Source organism: Flagellimonas nanhaiensis, assembly GCF_003382275.1.
Taxonomy (GTDB): Bacteria; Bacteroidota; Bacteroidia; order Flavobacteriales; family Flavobacteriaceae; genus Flagellimonas; species Flagellimonas nanhaiensis.
This window is the reverse complement of the sequence record NZ_QTJX01000002.1, coordinates 796,600-817,065: the sequence shown is the minus strand read 5'-3', so window position 1 is coordinate 817,065 and position 20,466 is coordinate 796,600. Positions and strand designations below refer to the sequence as shown.

General features: G+C 41.1%; 22 protein-coding genes. 13 read left to right on the top strand and 9 right to left on the bottom strand.

Annotated features, from left to right (window positions below; translation table 11 throughout):
• Positions 1–6: 6 nt before the first annotated feature.
• Positions 7–786: a class I SAM-dependent methyltransferase gene (locus tag DX873_RS11225; protein WP_116184525.1), complete on the bottom strand. Its 780-nt coding sequence runs from the start codon at positions 784–786 to the stop codon at positions 7–9.
• Between the two features lie 358 nt (positions 787–1,144).
• Between DX873_RS11225 and DX873_RS11220 the strand changes: the two genes are divergently transcribed.
• Complete coding sequence (locus DX873_RS11220) at positions 1,145–1,630, top strand: MarR family winged helix-turn-helix transcriptional regulator (protein ID WP_116184524.1); 486 nt, start codon at positions 1,145–1,147, stop codon at positions 1,628–1,630.
• Between the two features lie 15 nt (positions 1,631–1,645).
• The gene (locus DX873_RS11215) at positions 1,646–2,314 is read left to right on the top strand and encodes a CPBP family intramembrane glutamic endopeptidase (RefSeq protein WP_116184523.1); all 669 of its coding nucleotides are present in this window, start codon (positions 1,646–1,648) and stop codon (positions 2,312–2,314) included.
• Between the two features lie 40 nt (positions 2,315–2,354).
• Here DX873_RS11215 and DX873_RS11210 read toward each other — a convergent pair whose 3' ends face one another.
• From DX873_RS11210 to DX873_RS11200, 4 genes are read right to left on the bottom strand one after another with little or no spacing between them, the layout of a single operon-like run.
• Positions 2,355–2,900 carry a DUF7010 family protein gene (locus tag DX873_RS11210; RefSeq protein WP_116184522.1) on the bottom strand — a complete coding sequence of 182 codons (546 nt, stop codon included), beginning with the start codon at positions 2,898–2,900 and terminating at the stop codon, positions 2,355–2,357.
• Between the two features lie 41 nt (positions 2,901–2,941).
• Entirely contained in the window at positions 2,942–3,283 is a 342-nt protein-coding gene (locus DX873_RS11205) for a zinc ribbon domain-containing protein YjdM (protein WP_116184521.1), read from the bottom strand.
• 24 nt (positions 3,284–3,307) lie between these two features.
• Positions 3,308–3,481, bottom strand: coding sequence for a hypothetical protein (locus DX873_RS18890; protein ID WP_181899479.1), 174 nt, complete (start codon positions 3,479–3,481; stop codon positions 3,308–3,310).
• Between the two features lie 4 nt (positions 3,482–3,485).
• A complete protein-coding gene (locus DX873_RS11200; protein ID WP_116184520.1) occupies positions 3,486–4,778 on the bottom strand; it encodes an aminopeptidase P family protein in 1,293 nt (430 codons plus the stop codon).
• A gap of 162 nt (positions 4,779–4,940) precedes the next feature.
• Between DX873_RS11200 and DX873_RS11195 the strand changes: the two genes are divergently transcribed.
• The 4 genes from DX873_RS11195 to DX873_RS11180 all read left to right on the top strand — a co-directional run bounded on the left by DX873_RS11195 (position 4,941) and on the right by DX873_RS11180 (position 9,548).
• Positions 4,941–7,784, top strand: coding sequence for a VPS10 domain-containing protein (locus DX873_RS11195; protein WP_116184883.1), 2,844 nt, complete (start codon positions 4,941–4,943; stop codon positions 7,782–7,784).
• A gap of 20 nt (positions 7,785–7,804) precedes the next feature.
• Positions 7,805–8,611 carry a hypothetical protein gene (locus tag DX873_RS11190; protein WP_116184519.1) on the top strand — a complete coding sequence of 269 codons (807 nt, stop codon included), beginning with the start codon at positions 7,805–7,807 and terminating at the stop codon, positions 8,609–8,611.
• A 3-nt stretch (positions 8,612–8,614) separates the two neighbouring features.
• A complete protein-coding gene (locus tag DX873_RS11185; RefSeq protein ID WP_116184518.1) occupies positions 8,615–9,004 on the top strand; it encodes a DUF2721 domain-containing protein in 390 nt (129 codons plus the stop codon).
• Positions 9,005–9,107: 103 nt separating this feature from the next.
• Entirely contained in the window at positions 9,108–9,548 is a 441-nt protein-coding gene (locus tag DX873_RS11180) for a hypothetical protein (protein ID WP_116184517.1), read from the top strand.
• On the opposite strand, the gene DX873_RS11175 is transcribed toward DX873_RS11180, so the two are convergent.
• From DX873_RS11175 to DX873_RS11160, 4 genes are all read right to left on the bottom strand, one after another.
• Positions 9,528–10,487, bottom strand: a complete 960-nt coding sequence (locus DX873_RS11175; protein ID WP_116184516.1) for a succinylglutamate desuccinylase/aspartoacylase family protein — start codon at positions 10,485–10,487, stop codon at positions 9,528–9,530. The two genes, DX873_RS11180 and DX873_RS11175, sit on opposite strands and share 21 nt — an antisense overlap.
• A complete protein-coding gene (locus DX873_RS11170) occupies positions 10,465–11,355 on the bottom strand; it encodes a RimK family alpha-L-glutamate ligase (RefSeq protein WP_116184515.1) in 891 nt (296 codons plus the stop codon). The genes DX873_RS11175 and DX873_RS11170 overlap by 23 nt, the downstream gene beginning before the upstream one ends.
• Before the next feature lie 107 nt (positions 11,356–11,462).
• Positions 11,463–12,998 carry a sensor histidine kinase gene (locus DX873_RS11165; protein WP_116184514.1) on the bottom strand — a complete coding sequence of 512 codons (1,536 nt, stop codon included), beginning with the start codon at positions 12,996–12,998 and terminating at the stop codon, positions 11,463–11,465.
• 6 nt (positions 12,999–13,004) lie between these two features.
• Positions 13,005–13,748, bottom strand: a complete 744-nt coding sequence (locus tag DX873_RS11160) for a LytR/AlgR family response regulator transcription factor (protein WP_116184513.1) — start codon at positions 13,746–13,748, stop codon at positions 13,005–13,007.
• A 253-nt stretch (positions 13,749–14,001) separates the two neighbouring features.
• Between DX873_RS11160 and DX873_RS19175 the strand changes: the two genes are divergently transcribed.
• From DX873_RS19175 to DX873_RS11125, 7 genes are all read left to right on the top strand, one after another.
• On the top strand, positions 14,002–14,631 hold the full coding sequence (locus tag DX873_RS19175; protein ID WP_116184512.1) for a collagen-like protein: 630 nt from the start codon (positions 14,002–14,004) through the stop codon (positions 14,629–14,631).
• Between the two features lie 141 nt (positions 14,632–14,772).
• Complete coding sequence (locus DX873_RS11150) at positions 14,773–15,378, top strand: hypothetical protein (protein ID WP_116184511.1); 606 nt, start codon at positions 14,773–14,775, stop codon at positions 15,376–15,378.
• Between the two features lie 24 nt (positions 15,379–15,402).
• Positions 15,403–16,206: a hypothetical protein gene (locus DX873_RS11145; protein WP_116184510.1), complete on the top strand. Its 804-nt coding sequence runs from the start codon at positions 15,403–15,405 to the stop codon at positions 16,204–16,206.
• Entirely contained in the window at positions 16,187–16,894 is a 708-nt protein-coding gene (locus DX873_RS11140) for a hypothetical protein (protein WP_147296650.1), read from the top strand. Before DX873_RS11145 ends, DX873_RS11140 begins: the two co-directional genes overlap by 20 nt.
• 111 nt (positions 16,895–17,005) lie before the next feature.
• Complete coding sequence (locus DX873_RS11135) at positions 17,006–17,674, top strand: succinate dehydrogenase cytochrome b subunit (RefSeq protein WP_116184508.1); 669 nt, start codon at positions 17,006–17,008, stop codon at positions 17,672–17,674.
• 2 nt (positions 17,675–17,676) lie between these two features.
• On the top strand, positions 17,677–19,680 hold the full coding sequence (locus DX873_RS11130; protein ID WP_116184507.1) for a fumarate reductase/succinate dehydrogenase flavoprotein subunit: 2,004 nt from the start codon (positions 17,677–17,679) through the stop codon (positions 19,678–19,680).
• Between the two features lie 6 nt (positions 19,681–19,686).
• A complete protein-coding gene (locus DX873_RS11125) occupies positions 19,687–20,433 on the top strand; it encodes a succinate dehydrogenase/fumarate reductase iron-sulfur subunit (RefSeq protein WP_116184506.1) in 747 nt (248 codons plus the stop codon).
• Positions 20,434–20,466 lie beyond the last annotated feature (33 nt).

The window sequence follows — 20,466 nt, the reverse complement described above, 5'->3', positions numbered from 1 at the left end:
CAATCCTTATTGATTGGTCTTTTGTTTGCTGCAGAAATATATCCTTTCTGATTTTTCAAAGCCATTTCTAAATTGATCTTCTTCAGAAAATTCTTGAACAAAATTATCCTCTTCGGCCATGAAGCCAGCATTGGACAGTCTATCTACATAGTCTCTTCCGTACCATCTTACATGGTCATGTTGCCCAAATGCTTTCATTCTTCCTTTCTTTGTTTTTATTGAAAAGTCTTCATAGGTTGTTTCCCTTGAGTAATCTATTGGAACTTGAAAAATACCAGATCCCCCTTCTTTCATTACTCTGAATAATTCAGATAAGGCTCGTTCATCGTTTGGTATGTGCTCCAATACATGATTACATAGAATAAAATCAAAGGCATTGGTCTTATATGGAATATCAGTAATGTCTACCTTGGCAATTGGTATATTGCCTTCAAAGGTAAAACTATCAGGTTTAAGATCACAAGGAAAATATTCTATATAATCTAATTTGGAAAATATATTATAGAAAACCTCTTCAGGAGCAAAATGTAAAATTGACATTCCTTCTCTTAAAATTCTTTTTTTATTGAGATAGCACCAAACTAATCTATGTCTCTCCAAAGAACCACACTTATGGCATTTTGCATTCTTTCTTGTTCGTTTTCCAAAAGTGCCAAACTCACTATAGCTAGAATTGCAAATGGGACATGTAACTTTATTCCCTTTGTAAATCTGCTCCACCTCCCTTGTTTTATACCTGTTGTATTTCTCTTTAAAGTTTCCTGGAATTATATTTTTTAAGAACATCTTCTCTCAAGTTTGATTAAATGAATAATCAAAACAAATGAGATTCTAAATGGAAATCTAATACTGATTGATGAATACAGTTTATCAATTGATGTATCCAAGAACCCTCATATAATAACATTAAAAATGATATTAATATGCATGTTAAATTTCATATAAGTCCATCGGATGTTGAATGGTAGATGACGACTAAGAGAAATAACAAATTAGAATGGGATGGGCATTCCCCACTTTGGTAATTTTTATAGTAGGAAACTTAGCCGGGAGAGCTAAAGAGTAATCTAAGGATTACATTAATCATCTTGATTGGGAATTATCATTCATTAATATGTAAAAATTTGCGCATATATTTGCATTAATGAAGAAAACAATATTACTCTCCAACGAATCCATTGATGGGCTTGGCCTTTCGTTTTTAGGTTTACAGCTATATCAACTTCTCAGCATAATCAATGAGCAAGGAAACCAAATGATAGGTGGCGAAGAGCTTAACATCCCATCTCGAACTGCATCAACCTTGATGTTACTCAAAACAAAAGGAGCTTTGAGTGTGACTGAGCTAGGAAGTCTTTTGAACATGTCCCATCAGTTAATCGCTCATCGCATTAAGCCATTGAAATCAGAAAAGTATATCCATGAGATTAGCGATTCAAGGGATGGGCGAAGGACTCTTTACAAGCTAACCAAAGAAGGTGAAAAGGTAGTGGCCCGACTTGAAAAAGTAATGGCCTCTGCGGAAATTGCCTATAAAGATCTATTCGATGAAATTGGCGTAGACCTATTTGAATCTTTGATAAAGGCAAAAAAAGCACTCATAAGAAAACCCATGATTTATCGCATCTAATAAAACTTTTTAGACATGTTAAAAATTAAAGTGTTCTCTAGAACAAGCATTCTATTTGTAATTATAGCAGGTGCCATAATTAATTTCACAACCTACCAATTAACACAAGATTACGCTGGTCCAATTACAGCCATTTGCATAGCCTTAATTTGTACATGGATACTGGCACAAAACAAAATGGGGTGGTCCGACTTTGGTTTGAGAAAAATGGAAAAACCCATTAGGTTGCTTTGGCAAGTACCCATGACTTTTGTTTTAACAATTTTGGCCGCTGCCGGCAGCTCTTATCTTTTTTCAATGGTTTTTGGAGATCCCATTCCAGATCAATCCCGCTTTGAAGGGATGGAGGGCAATCTACCCATGTTTATAAAATGGGTTCTAATTAGTTGGGTGGTTGGAGCATTCTTGGAAGAAATGATTTTTAGGGGGTTTGTACTAAATGTTGTTGAAGAACTAATGGAAAATTTCAAATACCCGACTACCGTTGCAGTTTTATCCCAAGGATTTCTTTTTGGACTGGTTCATTTTTACAACCGGGGAATTGTTGGGGCCTTGATTATTTTTAGTATCTCCTTAGTTCTCGGTTTTCTATACATTAAGTTTCGAAGAAACCTTTGGCCTCTCATTTTGGCACATGGAATTATGAATATGCTTTCCTTTATTGGGGAATATATGGGAAATTAGTTTTGTAAGCCTCATCCTTTTTGAAGCTCAGGCAGGGATATCAACCTTTTCTGTTTTTTAAAATCACCAAGGTCAAAATATAGATCAATACAATGGCAAAAGGAATGGCCACAAAGCGTAGTTCGGGAAATAAATACCAAAGCAAGACTACAACTATCGTCCGGCTTATGGCATGAAACACCCCCACCCAATGTTTTATTATCCAAGAAAAGGGCAGCCACATGGTTCCGGTTAAAATTCCGACTGTCATGGGCAATGAGGTATAGTCAATTATAAAGAAGGGAATGGCAATGGCATAGACCAAAACAGCCTGACCAACCGTAAAGAAAAAAAGTTTATCGAACTCATTCTTTGGTTTTTGCTTGTCCAAAAAATTCTCTCCCGTGAATTTTGAAAGGAACAAGGCTAGGTAAACTATGCTGCCTGTTCCAATGAACAGTACCCAAACTGTAATCCGTGCTGATAGAAACAGTCCGGCCACACCTACCAACAACCAAACTATTAATCCCGATAGTGGCGTGGCCAAAAATTTTCCCTTTGAGAATTCTTCTCGTTGTTCTTCTAAACTTCTTATTTTATTTTCCATGATATTGCTTGAGTCGATATTTTGATGGTGTGCTTAACAGCTTACGCCTTTCGCACAAATTCTGATTTAAGCCCCATAGCTCCAAAACCATCTATTTTGCAGTCAATGTTATGTTCTCCTTCTCTCAACCGAATATTTTTGACCTTGGTTCCTGCCTTCACCGGTTTTGGTGCTCCTTTAACTGGCAAATCCTTAATGACCACTACAACATCCCCGTCACTCAATCGATTACCATTGCAATCCTTTACAACCAAGCCTAGTTCTTCTTCCAACTCAGCAGGATTCCATTCATGTCTACATTCTGGACATACATATAAATGGTTGCCCATTGCATAACCATATGGCGATGCACAAACTGGGCAAGGTTTCATTTCTTCTGACATAAGCTTTTTTAAAACACAATCTGTTTACTCTGATCCCCGTTTCTTTTTGTTGTAATAATAGATTCCGTATGCAATGGCAACCAACGCCACAAATGGTAGATAGCTTCCAATCACCACTCCTATTTCATAGGAGCTGTCCGGTGCCTCTTGTATCTTTTTTTCAATATCTGGTTGTTGAAGTATTGCTAATAATCCCATAAAATCAAGTATTCATAAGTTCTTCTATCTCCTCTACCTCAATGGGAATGTTCCTCATCAGATTAACGGGTTCCCCGGTTTCTTGAATGACCACATCATCTTCAATACGGATTCCCATTCCCTCATCAGGAATATAAATTCCCGGTTCCACAGTGAAGACCATGTTGGGTTTCATTGGAGTCTTAAGTTCTCCATAATCATGGGTATCCAACCCTATGTGATGACTCGTCCCGTGCATAAAGTATTTCTTATAGGCCGGCCAATCCTTGTTTTCATTTTGCACATCGCCCTTGGTCAACAATCCCAACCCTAATAGCTCAGAAGTCATAATCTTGCCAACCTCCTTGTGGTATTCTGCCCAGATTGTTCCTGGCACCAACATTTTGGTCGCTTCATTCTTTACTCGAAGAACAGCATTGTAAACAGCTTTTTGTCTTTCGGTGAATTTTCCGTTGGCAGGGATGGTCCGTGTCATATCACTTGAGTAATTGGCATATTCCGCTCCAACATCCATCAAGATTAAATCTCCATCTTTCACCTGTTGGTTATTCTCTATATAGTGAAGTACGTTGGCATTGTTTCCAGACGCAATGATTGGAGTATAGGCAAACCCTTTAGATCGGTTCCTAATAAATTCATGAAGGTATTCCGCTTCCATCTCATACTCCCAAACTCCGGGTTTGGTAAACTCCAGGATTCTGCGAAATCCTTTATCCGTGATATCACAGGCCTGTTGCATCAACTCAAGTTCTTCAGGTTCCTTTACACCTCTTATTTGCTGTAATATAGGGTTGCTCTTTGCCCATTGGTGGGCCGGAAAATCTTGTTTGCACTTCAGGATAAAACGGTCCTCTCGGGTCTGGGTGCTTACAGCCTGACGATAATGTTCGTTAGTGTTGAAATAAATGGTTTCTGCCTCGGTCATTAAATCAAAAAACACTTTGTCAAAATCAGAAAGCCAATAAATGGTCTCTATTCCCGAAACAGAAGTTGCTTGTTCTTTGGTGAGTTTGGCCCCTTCCCAAACAGCAATATGTTCATTGGTCTCCCGCACGAACAAAATTTCTTTGTGCTTTGGATTCATGGCATCTGGAAAAAGCAACAAAATGGTTTCTTCCTGATCGGCCCCACTCAGATAAAAGATATCTCGATGTTGTTCAAAAGGCATGGTGCTATCCGCACTTACCGGATAAATATCGTTGGAATTGAATATCGCAATGCTTTTGGGCTTCATCTGTTCCGTAAATTTTTTACGGTTTTTGATAAAGAGCTGGTTATTGATTTGGTCGTACTTCATCGAAATTATATTTCCCCAAATGTAGGTATTTGGCCATCGCACTACAAACAAAAAACGGGTTTCAAGGGTTTCATTCTGACAAATTTTACAAAGTTTATTTAGGGTTTGCGCCAGTAATTACTTATTCATACCTTGACCAAGGAGAACCAAACTTTATCCTTGATGAAAAAAACCTTATTCTTTTGCTCGTTTTTAATCCTTCAAACCATTTTCGCCCAACATGCCCCAACAACCTCAGCGCAGGTTTTGGAAGGTTTAAAACAAAAGAAGGAGATGGCCGAAAATTCAGTGGTAAAAAACATTGTCTTGGAAAATATTGGCCCCTCCATAATGAGCGGTCGTGTTGTAGATCTGGATGTCAATCCAACTGACCCTACAGAGTTTTATGTGGCATACGCATCCGGGGGGTTATGGCACACCTCTAATAATGGTACATCGTTCACACCAATATTGGATAATTCCAACACCCAGAACATTGGGGATATAGCTGTGGACTGGTCCAACAATATCATTTGGGTAGGAACCGGGGAAAATAACTCTTCCCGTTCATCTTATGCTGGTATTGGAATCCTAAAATCCACTGACGGTGGAAAGACCTGGCAAAATATGGGACTGGAAGACTCTCACCATATTGGTCGTATATTAATCAATCCCAATAATCCCAACGAAGTTGTGGTTGGAGTGACCGGGCATCTCTATTCTCCAAATGAAGAAAGAGGTGTTTACAAGACCACAGATGGTGGTAACACCTGGCAAAAAACATTGTTTGTAAACGGCACCACCGGTATTATTGATATGGCTTCTGCACCAGACAACTTTAACATTCAGTATGCGGCAGCCTGGGAAAAGGACAGAAAAGCCTGGAACTTTTCTGGCAATGGTCCTGCTTCTAGCATATACAAAAGTGTGGATGGTGGTAGCAGCTGGACTTTAGTGACCACCCCACAAAGTGGATTCCCCACAGGCAATGGTGTGGGCAGAATAGGATTGGCTGTTTTTGATGACAACACGGTTTACGCCATCCATGACAGTCAGTTTAGGAGAGAAAAGAAGCAAGAAGTAAAAAAGGACAAGCTTACCAAAGACGATTTTAAGACCATGGACCAAGCTTCTTTTTTGGCTTTGGACAACAAAAAATTGAACGACTATCTTAAAACAAATGGATTCCAGGAGAAGTACCGCGCAGAAAATGTAAAAAACATGGTTAGGGATGGAGCTGTAAAACCCATTGACCTAGCAAAATATCTTGAGAATGCCAACTCCCTTTTATTTGACACCCCAGTAGTCGGTGCCGAGGTCTACCGAAGCGATGATGCGGGAACCACTTGGAAGAAAATGAACGCAAAGTACATTGATGATCTATTTTATAGCTATGGTTACTATTTTGCTCAGATTAGGGTAGATCCTTCCGATAAGGAAAAAATCTACATTGCCGGAGTACCTTTATTGGCCTCTTCGGATGGCGGAAAAACATTTTCAAGCATTGGCAAGGAGAATGTACATGCAGACCATCATGCGCTCTGGATAAATCCTAAACGACCCGGGCATCTTATTAATGGAAATGACGGCGGAATCAACATTACGTACGATGATGGCAAGCATTGGACCAAGAATAACTCCACAAAAGTTGGGCAGTTTTATGCCATCAATGTGGATAATGAAGAGCCCTATAATGTTTATGGAGGCCTTCAGGATAATGGTGTTTGGAAAGGGGCTCACAACAACGTAGAAAACAGTCAGTGGCTTCAAACGGGGAAAAATCCATGGCAACGTATCATGGGAGGTGATGGGATGCAGGTTCAGATAGACAACAGAAATTCCAACACGGTCTATACTGGATTTCAGTTTGGCAACTATTACAAGTTGGATTTAAGCAAAGGTAAATCCACCGCCATTCAACCAAAACATAAACTTGGTGAATCTCCATATCGATTCAATTGGCAGACACCTATCCTGTTGTCCAAACATAATCAGGACATTCTTTATCTGGGGAGCAACAAACTACATCGTTCTCTAAATCAAGGGGAAGATTGGGAAGCCATCTCAGGAGACCTAACCAAAGGAGGGAAGCAGGGTAACGTTGCTTACGGCACCCTTACTACAATTTCGGAATCGCCATTCAAATTTGGATTACTTTACGTTGGAAGTGATGATGGTTTGGTTCATGTTTCCCATAACGGAGGTGGAAGTTGGGAAAATATATCGGCCTCTTTTCCCAAAGATTTATGGGTAAGTGAAGTAGCCGCATCCCAACACAAAAAGGAACGGGTATATGTTGCTCTCAATGGATATCGTTGGGACGACTTTACGCCATATTTATTTATGAGTGAAGATTATGGTAAAAACTGGAAGAGCATTTCTAACAACATCCCCGACTCTCCCATAAACGCTTTTGTAGAAGACCCAAAAAATCAAAACCTTCTTTTTGTTGGCACCGATAACGGGCTATATGTGAGTTTTGATCGTGGGGAAACCTGGGAGCTTTTCCAAAATGGAATGCCCAATGTTGCGGTACACGATCTTGTGGTTCAGCCCCAAGCCAAAGACCTGTTGGTAGGCACCCATGGGCGAAGCATCTATAAAGCCGACATCTCAATTCTGCAACAAATGACCACAGATGTATTCTCCAAAAACCTTGTTGCTTTTGATGTCGACAATATTAAACACTCGCCCAAATGGGGAAACAGCAGTTATACCTGGGACAAACCACAAACTCCAGGTCTGGACGTCCACTTTTTTAGTAGCACCCAAGGCAGCTATACAGCCAAAGTGACCACAGCCAACGGCACTGAGGTAAGCTCCACCGTTATTGATGCCCAAAAGGGCCTTAACATCCTATCCTATGATGTGGCCTTTTCCAAAAAAGGAAAGAGCAATTTTCTTAAAAAGAACAAGATGAAACTGACGGAGGCACAAGACGGAAAGACCTATCTACCCAAAGGGAGTTATGTGGTGGAGATATCAGGAAACGGAAATACCGCTAGTGTACAATTTAAGATTGAATAACCTTAAAAATAACAGACCAAATGCCAGCGCCAGAAGATAAAAAGACATTCTTAGAAAGATTAAAGGAGGGGTACGAAGCTGCCAAGAAGCCCATAGCATATATCATTATGTTCGTAGCCCTACTGTTGGAGTCGATTCCTACGGAATTCATGCCTGCCAGTATCCAACAGACCACATATACTGTGATGATTTTGGTTTTGGCGCTTATTCTTATGGAAATGCTCTTTACCGTCTACGAAAAAGCAATTGAAGAAAAAGCCACACTCAATATTATTGAGGCCGGAGATTTGTACAATTCCATCTTGGCTATTGTTTTGAACGAAAAGAACGTTTCCATCAAATATATTGGGGTGGCTGGAAGAATTGGTTGGACCAACGTTCTTGCCAAACTACTCAACGAGAATGATGCAGATTCCATGGTGGCCAATAGGACCAAGTTCAAGGTGCAAGTAGCACTACTGGATCCAAAAGTCCAAAACCAGAACAGCGATTTTAAACGATTTGGAACGGTTGGGGACATTTCGGAACAAATTGAAAATGCAGCTTTGCACATTCCAGAGTTTTCTGTTGCCGGTTCTGAACTCCAACTCTACCACTATGACCATATGCCCAACATGTTGGGATTTCTGGTCAACGACAACTATTTGTTCGTGACCTACTCTTTTTGGGAGACCCTTCATGGGAAAATGACCTTAAGAGCCGGTGGCACGGATTATTTTGTTTATGATAAAAATGACGATTTTGGCGGTCAGGAAGTAATACGAAGGTTCAACGGTTGGTTCAACTATATCTCTGATCCTGAAAACGCCATAATTGAAAATTCCTAGCCCTTGCAACTTTCTTTAAGCATCCCAGCCCTCTTGTTTCCGGCCATATCACTCACCATGTTGGCCTACAATGCACGGTACTTGGCCATCGCTGCCCTCATCAGGCAACTTCACAAGCAATTTGAAGAAACTTCTGCCCAACCCTTGAAACAACAAATCAATCAACTTAGAAAACGGTTGGGAATCATTAAAAATATGCAGGCCACTGCAATCATCAGTTTTTTATTGGCCGCAGTTACCATGTTCTTGATCTATGTGGAAGTAAATGTTTGGGCCAATATAGTATTTGGCATAAGCCTGGTGTTCTTGGTGATCTCCTTAATTCTCTCACTTTTAGAGGTTCAACTTTCCACAAAAGCCCTCGGAATCCAACTGAAAAACATGGAAAACTGACGTTAAAATTGCCCTGTAGTCATAATTTCCTACAATCCAAACAACTTAATATTAGTATTTTTACATCCCTCCAATTTTAAATAGGGGATATTTTGTTTTTGGCATGCAACGGGTAAAGGACATAGACTTTTTTAAGAACATAAAGGAGATTCGGGAATGCGAATTTGGCATTTTCTACTTCTTTGATGGGTTGGTCATTTCTGAAATTGGCGAAGGAGTGGTCTTCAACTGGGGCATGGCCAAAAAAATTATTGATATTGCCTATGAAGTAATTGGTAGGGATACGCCTATTGCCTATATTTCAAATAGAGTGAATAATTACTCCGTCGTCCCCATTGATTGGCTAAAGTTTTATAAGAATAGGCACCAGTTGGAATTTTACTCTGTTGTAGCCCATAGCAAAAGTGGTTTTTCCAGTATTGTTTTGGAGCGAATGTTCTTCCGAAACAACATTAGGCAATTCTCCAATTTGGAAGAGGCCGTTACATGGAGCTTGGAAAAAATCAGCGATAAAAAAGCTAGCCTAGCGGCCCAAGTGGAATAATGCATCACCCTGATTGACCACCGCTTGGTGATTGATGCAGAACACATAACCATCAAACGGAGCCTTTATCTTTTTGTTTTTCTTGGCATACGTATCGGCAATAAGCCCCAAGATTTTGCCTTTTACCACTTTTTCTCCATTATTGATCTGCGGAATGAACATTCCCGCTTTGGGAGCTCTCACCCATCTGGCGTATTCCAAATGGATTGGTTTTTTGGGTTTTAAAAATTGGCTGTTTGGAAGCATTCCCAGTGACACCAAAATATTTTGAATGCCACTCATCCCTTTTTCAATGGCTTTTTCATTAAAGCGCATGCTCTCTCCTGCTTCGTACACCACGGTGTGGATCCCCATCTTAAAGGTAGTCTTCCTGAAGGAGCCAGATATCAGCCTGGATGCAAAATGGAATGGCGCACCAAAGGCCTCTGCCAATTCTTTGCTTTTGGGGTCATCTGCAGTATACCTGACCTGAGGATGGTTATGCCTCTGACCACCTCCGGTATGAAGATCAATACCAATATCTACCTGTGGCAGTACCTGAGAAGTATAGGTATGTGCGATTCTACTGGCCAACGAACCTGTTTTTCTACCTGGGAAACTTCGGTTTACATCTTTGCCATCCGGGACATCTCTTGAAAAATGGATAAATCCAAAAATATTGAGAATCGGAACTACTATAACCGCTCCTTTTTTAATGTTGAAGAGATTTTCCTGTAACATTCTTCGCAAGGTCTCCACTCCATTTATTTCATCACCGTGCAATCCCGCTTGTACCAAAACTGTTGGGCCCGGTTTTTTTCCATTGAACACATGAACCGGAATATCAATCAAAGTCCCCGTAGGAATCCGGGCAATATTGATTTGCACCATTTTTTGTTCCCCTGGGGCAATGGCCTCTCCACTAATATAAATGGTCTTATTTTCTTCTTCGGTACGCATTTCGTTCAACAAACTTAATAATGTGCTTGGCTACATTAACATTGGTCGCGGCCTCTATCCCCTTTAATCCGGGAGAGGCATTCACTTCCAGCAGAACGGGTCCCTTTTTGGACCGCATCAGGTCTACTCCCGCTACTCCCAGGCCTAAATATTTTGTGGCGTTCAAAGCTATGTACTGTTCCTTGGCCGTGGGCTTTATGGCTTCGGTTTGCGCTCCTCGATGCACATTGGACCTAAAGTCGTCCAGGTCACTGGTCCTTTTCATACTGGCCACTACTTTGTTCCCAACAACTATAATCCGAATGTCCTCTCCATGTGCCTCCTCTATATATCGCTGTAAAAGAATGCTGGTATCCATTTTGTAGAAGGTATCAATGATGGATTTAGCAGATTTTCTGCTTTCCGCCAAAATAACCCCTTGGCCGTGCGTACCTTCTTGCAATTTGATGATGACCGGCGGCCCTCCCAAAAGATTGATTTGCTCTTCAATATTATCTGGATTTATCGAAAAAACAGTTTCGGGAATAGGAATGCCTTTTCTGGCCATTATCTGAAGGGTCCGCACTTTGTTTCTTGCCCTGGTTATTCCCAATGATCGTGCGGTGCTGAAAACATTGTTCATTTCAAACTGCTTTACAATGGCAGCACCATGACGGGTTACTTTGGTACCTATCCTCGGGATAATTGCATCAAATTCATCCGTGACATTTTCCTCTCCCAAATAGATTTGGGGTTTATCTTCACCAAGCTTCACTGAGCACCTGGTATGATCAATGAGCTCCACATAGTGTCCAGCATTTTGTGCCTCCTCAACAATTCTTCGTGTAGAATGTACCGCAAGACTAACCGATAAAATTGCAATGTCCATACCTGACAGGGACCGATTAAGATTTACTCCGTAATATCGGATAAAAATTGGGATTTAAGAGGTTGGCTTATGTCAATATTGCAATATCTTTTTTGAGAAGCTCTATTTTATCCCACTTCAGGCACATGGATTACAACCAAAGTGCCCCTTGATTGTCCACTCTTTTTTTCGGTCAAATCCCGAATCTCATAAGAGTGGGGTTTTCCAAGTTTTTTGGTGAAGAGATCCAGTCTGTCCTTGGTCAATACCAACCCAAGAGATTCCTTTTTGAATACATTCTTGGTATTTTTTAGTTTGGATGCCTCCCTTCCAATTCCATTGTCCTTAATTTGGATTTCAATGGTTTTGGGGCCATTGCCCCGAGTGACATTGATTGTTAAGAGCTTCTCCCCTTCCTTGGTCAACAACCCGTGCCAAATGGCGTTTTCCACAAACGGCTGTAAAAACAATGGCGGGACCATAATCTTTTCCGTGTCCACGTCATTATCCACATTAATCAAAAATTGAATGTCATTTTTGAATCGATTGCTTTCAATCTCAACATAAACCTCCAGAATTTTTAATTCTTCAGCCAAAGTAATCTGTTCTTTCCTGCTGCTTTCCAAGATGTTTCTGATCAGTTTGGAAAATTTGGTCAGAAAATAAATAGCCTTCTCCCTTTCGTTCTCAATAAAATAGGATTTAATGGAATTCATTGCGTTGAAAATGAAATGCGGACTCATTTGACTTCGAAGGGCGTCCAAACGTAATTGGGAGAATTTATTTTCAAAGGCAATGGTCAGTTTTTCGGTTCTTTCCCGGTTAGCCTCCTCGGTGAGCTCCACAACGCTGGTCTTGGTCTGGGCCAACTCCTCGGAGAGTGTTCTGTTTATACTGTCCTTTATGATTTGATTCTCCTCAAGCTGTGAAATGTATTTTTTCTGGATTTCGGTATTCTCATCATAGACCAGTTTTTGCTCCAACCCAATGGCCAGTGCAAACAACAGGCTCTCAATCAAGATTCCAATATAAAGTATGTAGAGGTAATCGTCATTTACTCGAATGTTCTTTATGGTTGAAACAAAAATCAACAAGTAGGTAACCCCAAGCACAAGCATGCCAGTGAATATGTACTTCTTAATGACCATTTTTTGCTTGTAGACCAGAAAAAACACCCAGAAAAAAACAACATAGCCCGTAGGGATGTATACAAAACCATGAAAGTAATCAATGAGATAAGACCTTGGCGAAGCCACCTGTACCGCCCATAGTATCAGATAAATAATTGATGTGATGACATAGTAATGGTTTATTATTTTTATTGATTTGGGATGTTTCTTGCCCAACTTCATGATGTTGATAATGAAGTAGGTGAACAGCAAGGTTCCCAACAGTTGTGAAGGATAGTGGATAAAACGGATGAATGCCCTTCCTGCAGTAGATTCAAAAAAACCAGAAAAGAAAACGCCCTTTATAAAACGTAATAGGCCCAATCCCACTACGAAAGTGTACAGGCTGTAAAGCAAGAAAAACAGTTTCTTGTGCTGAAAGTATTGTATCAAAAAAAAGATAAAAAGGTAAAAAAGGACCACGACCACCAAGAACCCCAATCCATTTTCACTACTGTTCTCCAAAAACCGGAGCACTGACCCGCTAGCCTCCATACCTTTCTAGCACTGGGCCATTTTCTTTAGAAAAGCATCTTTTTTTACTCGGGAAACTGATATCCGTTTTTGGTTGGACAAAACCACATATCCCTCGGACTTGATATACTCCGTTACTTTTAGGGTGTTGATGACAAAGGAATTGTGAACCCTGAAAAAAATGGATTCTGGCAATAATCCTTCTATCTCCTTTAATTTTTTGGAAACGCAAAAGCTCTTGCCAGACTCCAAAAAAATGTTGGTATAATTCCCATCCGATTCACAATGGATAATATCCTCTACCCGGGCAAAAAGTATTTTGCCGTTAACAGGAAACTGCACCATTTGTTTGGTACTGGCCTTGGTCAGTGCATTTAAGGTTTCTTGAAACTGTTCTTGAAAGCTGTTGGAAAGACTAAGTCTTTTCAGTTTTTCAATTATGGTTCTGATGTCCTCCTCATCCACAGGTTTCAGGACATAGTCCAATGCGTTTTCCTTGATTGCCTGTATGGCGTATTGATCATAGGCCGTGGTGACGACAATGGCGAAGTTGCGATACGAGAGGTTCCCAAGTAATGTGAACCCATTCATCTCAGGCATTTCAACATCCAAAAAAACACAATCCGGTTTTAAGTAGTTGATTCCGGATATGGCCTCAGTAGCCGAAGTAAATGTTTCTATGATCTTAATCTCTTCCGGAAATTTCTGAAGCTCCCAGGACAAGCTGTTTATAGCTGCAGATTCGTCATCTACTATGATCGCTTTTATCATGAGGTTGATCTTTAGAACAAATTACATCCTTGTTAAAGAGGGAATGTCCAATTTGTTATGGACTGATCAATTTAGTGTATAAACCGCTGTTTTGATGTATAGCATGCAAAAATTCCTTTTTACCTGAAAAAAAACAGTTCACACACTAAAAGTGTAGAGCAACAAAATAGTTTAACCGTGTCATACCTATACATTCATCTCAACTCCAGCCCGGTCTTAGTTTTGGGGCTATAAATTTAAACCTCATTACGTTATGCAGACAAAAACAAAGCTTATTTACACATTGGCCATCTTGTTCATTGGCTCATTAATAGCCTCCTGTTCAGCAGAGGATGGTGAAACAGGACCCGCTGGTCCTCAAGGGCCACAAGGCGAGCAAGGCCCAGCTGGGGCAAACGGTGCTGATGGTGCCCAGGGAGAACAAGGAGAGCAGGGAGATCCTGGAACAGCCAATGTGATGTATTCAGATTGGATAGATACGGAATTGGGAAACAACATAGTTGGTGCATCTGCCTCTTTTGTGATTGACGCTCCCGACATAGACGAAGACATGTTGGACTTCGGGACTATTCTGGTTTACGCCAGACGAACAGATGTATCCTTAGGCAGTTTGGTATATCCCCTTCCTGTAGTATTCGGAGCAGCCAGACAACAATCGTACTATTTTAGAGCTCAGGATGGAGAAATTCGAATTTCGGTCGCTACCAATGAAGAAGGCGAGTCCGCAGGTGATGGTTCTTTCTTGGAGCAATATCGATATGTTCTCATTCCTGGTGGAACTCCTGTAACCTCAGGACCTCCTGGAGGCTTGGGCAGCAAAGCTGTAGATTATTCAAAAATGACCTATGAGCAAGTTGCCAAACACTTCAATTTCGAAGAATAATTGAACCCATTAGTTCCCGGTCAAATGGCTGGGAACTACTTTTTGTCGTCTTTCGATTTCTTTTAAGTCATCCCTATGCAACATTAAATAAGCGGATGACTGCAATACAATTCAATACCTATTTTTTAATCCCATTTTACCATGAAGATCATTCCAATCATATCACTATTCCTTGCTTGTTGTTTACATGCTCAAGAACCATTGACCATTAAGGTTTTGGGTAGGGCCATGCACATAGATAGCACTCCGGATTTCTATGGTTCGGTTACAGTGAGCGGAACCTATTCCAGTTACCCAGAAGATGCCATGACACTGGATCAGATGAAGGGCAAATACAATAATGCTCTCCAAAAGAACAACTTATCTCTTGACATGCTTACGGAAAACCAGACGGCCTATATTATCCTTGGCCATGAAAAGGAAGGTACTATATACGAGTACAGATCATCCTCTTTTGAAGAATTTAGTCGGTTTTTGAACACAAAATCTAGGGGAGTGCAACGGCTCACCTATGGGGCAACTGTTGTAATAGAGGAGAACGAGGCACAAAACTTGATGCAGGACGCACTCCAAAATGCAAGGAGCAAGGCCATGGTAATAGCGAAGATTCAAGGAAAAAATCACCTTGAAATTGTTCAGGTTACAGATAATAATCAAATAAACATTCCACAACAGGTCAGTGTTTATTATGACCAACCCTTGGGTGCCATTCGATATGACATTGAAGTCATTTTTACATTGAAGTAAAAGAAAAATCTATCCGTAGAAATCATGAAAATTTTGAAGTTCTTATTCCTTTGCGCTGCCCTTACAATCATAGTGCAATGTTCCAAGAATAACGATGGCGGTAACAGCACGGTCCCAGAAATGGAACGAGGCTTTTTTCCAAAGACTATTTCGTTGCAGCACGACACTGGAGAAACTATAGAGTATGAACTCTCCTATGATTTGAACAACAATATATCCTTTATCGACCAACAGCGAAACTCCAATGGTGATGTGTCCCACATGCAATCGGAATTTCATTATAGCCCCGAAGGGCAATTGATGCAAGTGCTCACGGAAGATGTATTGAACGGAATCGGTTATGACATTTTCTTCACCTATGGAGGCAACAATATCATAACCGGAATAGATATGGAAATAAATGCCACAGCGCATGAAACCACGGTTTTTTACAATGAAGATCAATTGATATATGGTGTGAATGGCGATTTGGGCAACCTGCCCACTTCGTGCCGTTTTGATGCAGAAAACAACCTAACAGAGATGTACATAGGAATTAACCACATACAATTGGAAACCTCAGAAAACAGTAGGGGTATCTTTGCAGATATGGCACTTCAACCCGCCTTGTCCCTGTGGAATGGCTTGTTCTTTTTCTATACTCCTTACGAATTGTATTTTTTCAATCAAAACGACCTTGAAGCAGTCCAAATAGGGGATTATAATTATCAATATCAAAACAAGATCCGGGATGGGGAGGGCAATCTTCTGTCCTTTGATTTTAGATCTACCGGATTAAGTGGAACTAACATAAAATACGCCATCAGTTATGAAAAAAGATCACTCTAGAACTATACTATGCCTTTTTGGACTTCTATTTCTTTTGGGTACAGCCTGCTCCAAGGATGCAAATGACCCACCGGTAACCTTCGCTTATGCCTCGGACGTTTTTGAGGTGGAATTCAGGTCTACGGTTACATTACAAGCCCCGACCATGGAGTGGCCAGGGGATAAAGGCACCTTTTCCCTGAAAGAAGACTTGGAAGGACTTAGCATAAATCAAAATACCGGAGCCATAGAAATAGAAAGGCACTTGCCCCTAGGCACCCATGAAATTGTAGTCAATGCCATCAGCGGTGAAAAAAGCTGGGAAACCAGTCTTGAACTGAACAATGTCCTTAAGGATTCCTTCTGGTCGGGTGGACATAACAATGATCCCATGTCTGATGAAATCGATTACGATAGACAGTTTTGGTTATTTGAAGACGGGACCTTGGAGGTAGAAATTATAGGGGTGGCCGGTTCCAAAGGAGTTGGGGTTTGGTCTCTTGATGGAAATACCTTCAGCATGCATTATTGTACCTATTGCGAGGATGCAAACCCCCAGGATATACCCAATACCGATGAACATTCCTACTATGAAGGGACTTTGACCAATGAACCGATCATTGCTTCCATAAGTGGTCAATGGTATGTTATTCGGTTTGATCCCGACTCTTCTCAATTGCGCGGTAATTTCCATTTGCAGTGGGATTGACCACCCTTTAAAACTCCTTGATCATAACCCTTCTAAATAAGAGCCTTTCCCTTATTTAAAGTTTGTTAAAAACTTGTCTGTGCTGTAAATTTGCTGATAAAACCAGCACTGATGAGTGGATTAATAAAATCTTCAATTGCCCGAAAAGTTGTCATGGCACTTTCGGGTCTTTTTTTGGTCATTTTTTTGGTACTTCACGTAACAATTAATCTTGCGTCCGTATTTTCACCGGACTTCTTTAACGAAGCTTCCCATTTTATGGGGTACAACCCAATTGTTCAGTTTCTTATGCAACCTATTCTGGTTGCAGGCGTAATTGTACACTTTGTTATGGGATTTGTTCTTGAGATTCAGAACAAAAATGCAAGAGGAATGGCCTATGTAAAATACAAGGGGAGTGAAAATGCCTCTTGGGTATCACGAAACATGATTTATTCCGGTTTGGTGATTTTGGCATTTCTATTCCTTCATTTCTATGATTTTTGGATTCATGAAATGGCCTACAAATATGTAGAGGTCAAACCAGAAGACCCTACGAGGTACTACGCTGAAACAGTTGAAAAATTTGAGCCTTTCTGGAGAACCATACTCTATGTGATAGCATTTGTATTGCTTAGCCTTCACCTATGGCACGGCTTTGCATCCTCCCTTCAGTCTATGGGAGTGAACAACAAATACACGGAAGGTTTCAAGAAATTCGCAAAAATATTTGCAGTGGTCGTTCCTTTGGCCTTTGTATTCATCGCAATATATCATCACCTTAACCCAATAACACATTAATTATGGCAGTATTGGACTCTAAAATTCCATCGGGGCCACTGGCCGATAAATGGACTAAACATAAAAATGACATTAACCTGGTTAACCCTGCCAACAAAAGAAACATAGATATCATTGTTGTTGGAACTGGATTGGCGGGAGGTGCTGCTGCAGCAACCTTGGCCGAACTTGGGTATAATGTAAAGACTTTCTGCTACCAAGATTCCCCACGTAGAGCGCACTCCATTGCAGCTCAAGGTGGAATCAATGCTTCAAAAAACTATCAAGGTGATGGAGATAGTGATTATCGTCTTTTTTACGATACAATTAAGGGGGGTGATTATCGCTCAAGAGAAGCCAATGTGTATCGTTTGGCTGAAGTTTCAGGAAATATTATAGATCAATGTGTGGCCCAAGGTGTTCCTTTCGCAAGGGAATATGGTGGTCTTTTGGATAACCGTTCCTTCGGAGGTGTATTGGTTTCCAGAACGTTCTATGCAAAAGGTCAGACAGGGCAACAACTTTTGTTGGGCGCCTATTCTGCTATGAACAGGCAAATCAATCGTGGTAAGATTCAGGCCTTTAACCGTCATGAAATGCTGGATATTGTTTTGGTAGATGGAAAAGCCAGGGGAATTATAGCCCGCGATTTGGTCTCTGGTGAAATTCAAAGACATGCTGCCCATGCCGTGGTTTTGGCCACTGGTGGTTATGGTAATGTGTTTTTCCTTTCCACGAATGCCATGGGAAGTAATGTAACGGCTGCCTGGAAAGCGCACAAAAGAGGGGCCTTTTTTGCAAATCCCTGTTTTACACAGATCCACCCAACCTGCATTCCAGTATCTGGAGAGCACCAATCCAAACTGACCTTGATGTCGGAATCCTTGAGGAATGATGGACGTATTTGGGTGCCGAAGAGAAAAGAAGATGCTGTGGCCATTAGAGAAGGAAAATTGAAGCCTACGCAACTTTCAGAAGAAGAACGCGATTATTATCTAGAAAGAAGATATCCTGCCTTTGGTAACCTTGTGCCTCGTGATGTGGCATCAAGGGCTGCGAAAGAACGTTGCGATGCCGGCTTTGGTGTAAACAAGACCGGAGAAGCCGTATTCTTGGATTTTGCTGCAGCCATCCATCGCTATGGAAAGGAGAAGGCCATGACCTCAGGAATTAAAAATCCCGATGAGTCTACAATCATCAAATTAGGTGAAGAGGTCATTGAGGCCAAATATGGTAACCTTTTCCAGATGTATGAAAAAATCGTGGATGAGAATCCGTATAAAACCCCAATGATGATCTATCCAGCGGTACACTATACCATGGGAGGTCTTTGGGTAGATTATAACCTTCAGACCACCATTCCAGGCTGCTATTGTGCCGGGGAAGCCAACTTTAGTGATCACGGCGCCAACCGTTTAGGAGCCTCCGCTCTTATGCAGGGACTTGCCGATGGCTATTTTGTGCTTCCTTATACCATCGGGGATTATCTTGCCGATGATATCCGAACAGGACCAATATCAACAGAGGCGGAAGAGTTTGAAGCCGTTGAGAAAGAAGTTAGGGAGAAATTGGAAAAATTGATGTCCGGCTCCGGAATCCACTCTGTGGATCATTACCACAAAAAATTGGGTAAGATCATGTGGAACAAATGTGGTATGGCCAGAAACGCCAAGGATCTTGAAGAAGCCATCAAGGAGATTGCCGAGCTTCGTAAAGATTTCTGGGAAAACGTAAAAATTCCAGGCACAATGGATTCCAAGAACCAAGAATTGGAAAAGGCCGCTAGGGTTGCTGATTTCCTAGAATTGGGTGAGCTGTTTGCTAAAGATGCCCTCCTTAGAAATGAGTCTTGTGGAGGTCACTTCCGGGAAGAATATCAAACTAAAGAAGGTGAAGCCCTTCGGGATGATGAAAACTTCAAGTTTGTTTCCGCTTGGGAATATATGGGAGAACCAAAAGATGCCAAACTCCACAAAGAGGATTTGGTTTATGAAAACATCGAATTGAAGACACGATCCTACAAATAGAAAGCTATGAAATTATATCTAAAAATATGGCGTCAAAAAGACGCACAGTCCAAAGGTAAAATGGTAGACTATACCCTTGATGGGGTTGAAGGAGACATGTCTTTCTTGGAAATGTTGGATATCCTTAATGAAGAATTGGTGTCCAAAGGAGAGGAACCTGTTGAGTTTGACCATGATTGTAGAGAAGGTATATGCGGAACCTGCTCATTGCAAATCAATGGAGAACCACATGGCCCGGATAGATTGATCACCACTTGCCAATTGCACATGCGAAAGTTCAATGATGGTGATACGATTGTAATTGAGCCCTTCAGGGCCAAAGCATTTCCTGTAATCAAGGATTTGATCGTGGACCGAAGCTCTTTTGACAGAATTCAGCAAGCTGGAGGTTTTATTTCTGTAAACACCTCTGGTAATACCATAGATGCCAATGCCATTCCTATTAGCAAACATGCTGCGGACGAAGCCATGGATGCCGCCGCTTGTATTGGTTGTGGTGCATGCGTTGCAGCCTGTAAAAATGCAAGTGCAATGTTATTTACCTCAGCAAAAGTTTCACAGTTCGCGTTGCTACCTCAAGGTAGGGTTGAAGCAGCGGACCGTGTTCAGAACATGGTTAGGCAAATGGATTTGGAAGGTTTTGGAAACTGTACCAATACCGGTGCTTGCGAAGTGGAATGCCCAAAGGGTATTTCCCTTACCAATATTGCACGGATGAACAGAGAATACCTTTCTGCCAGTATCAAAGGCTAATTGTCCTACACATTATATCGAAAAACCTGCCAA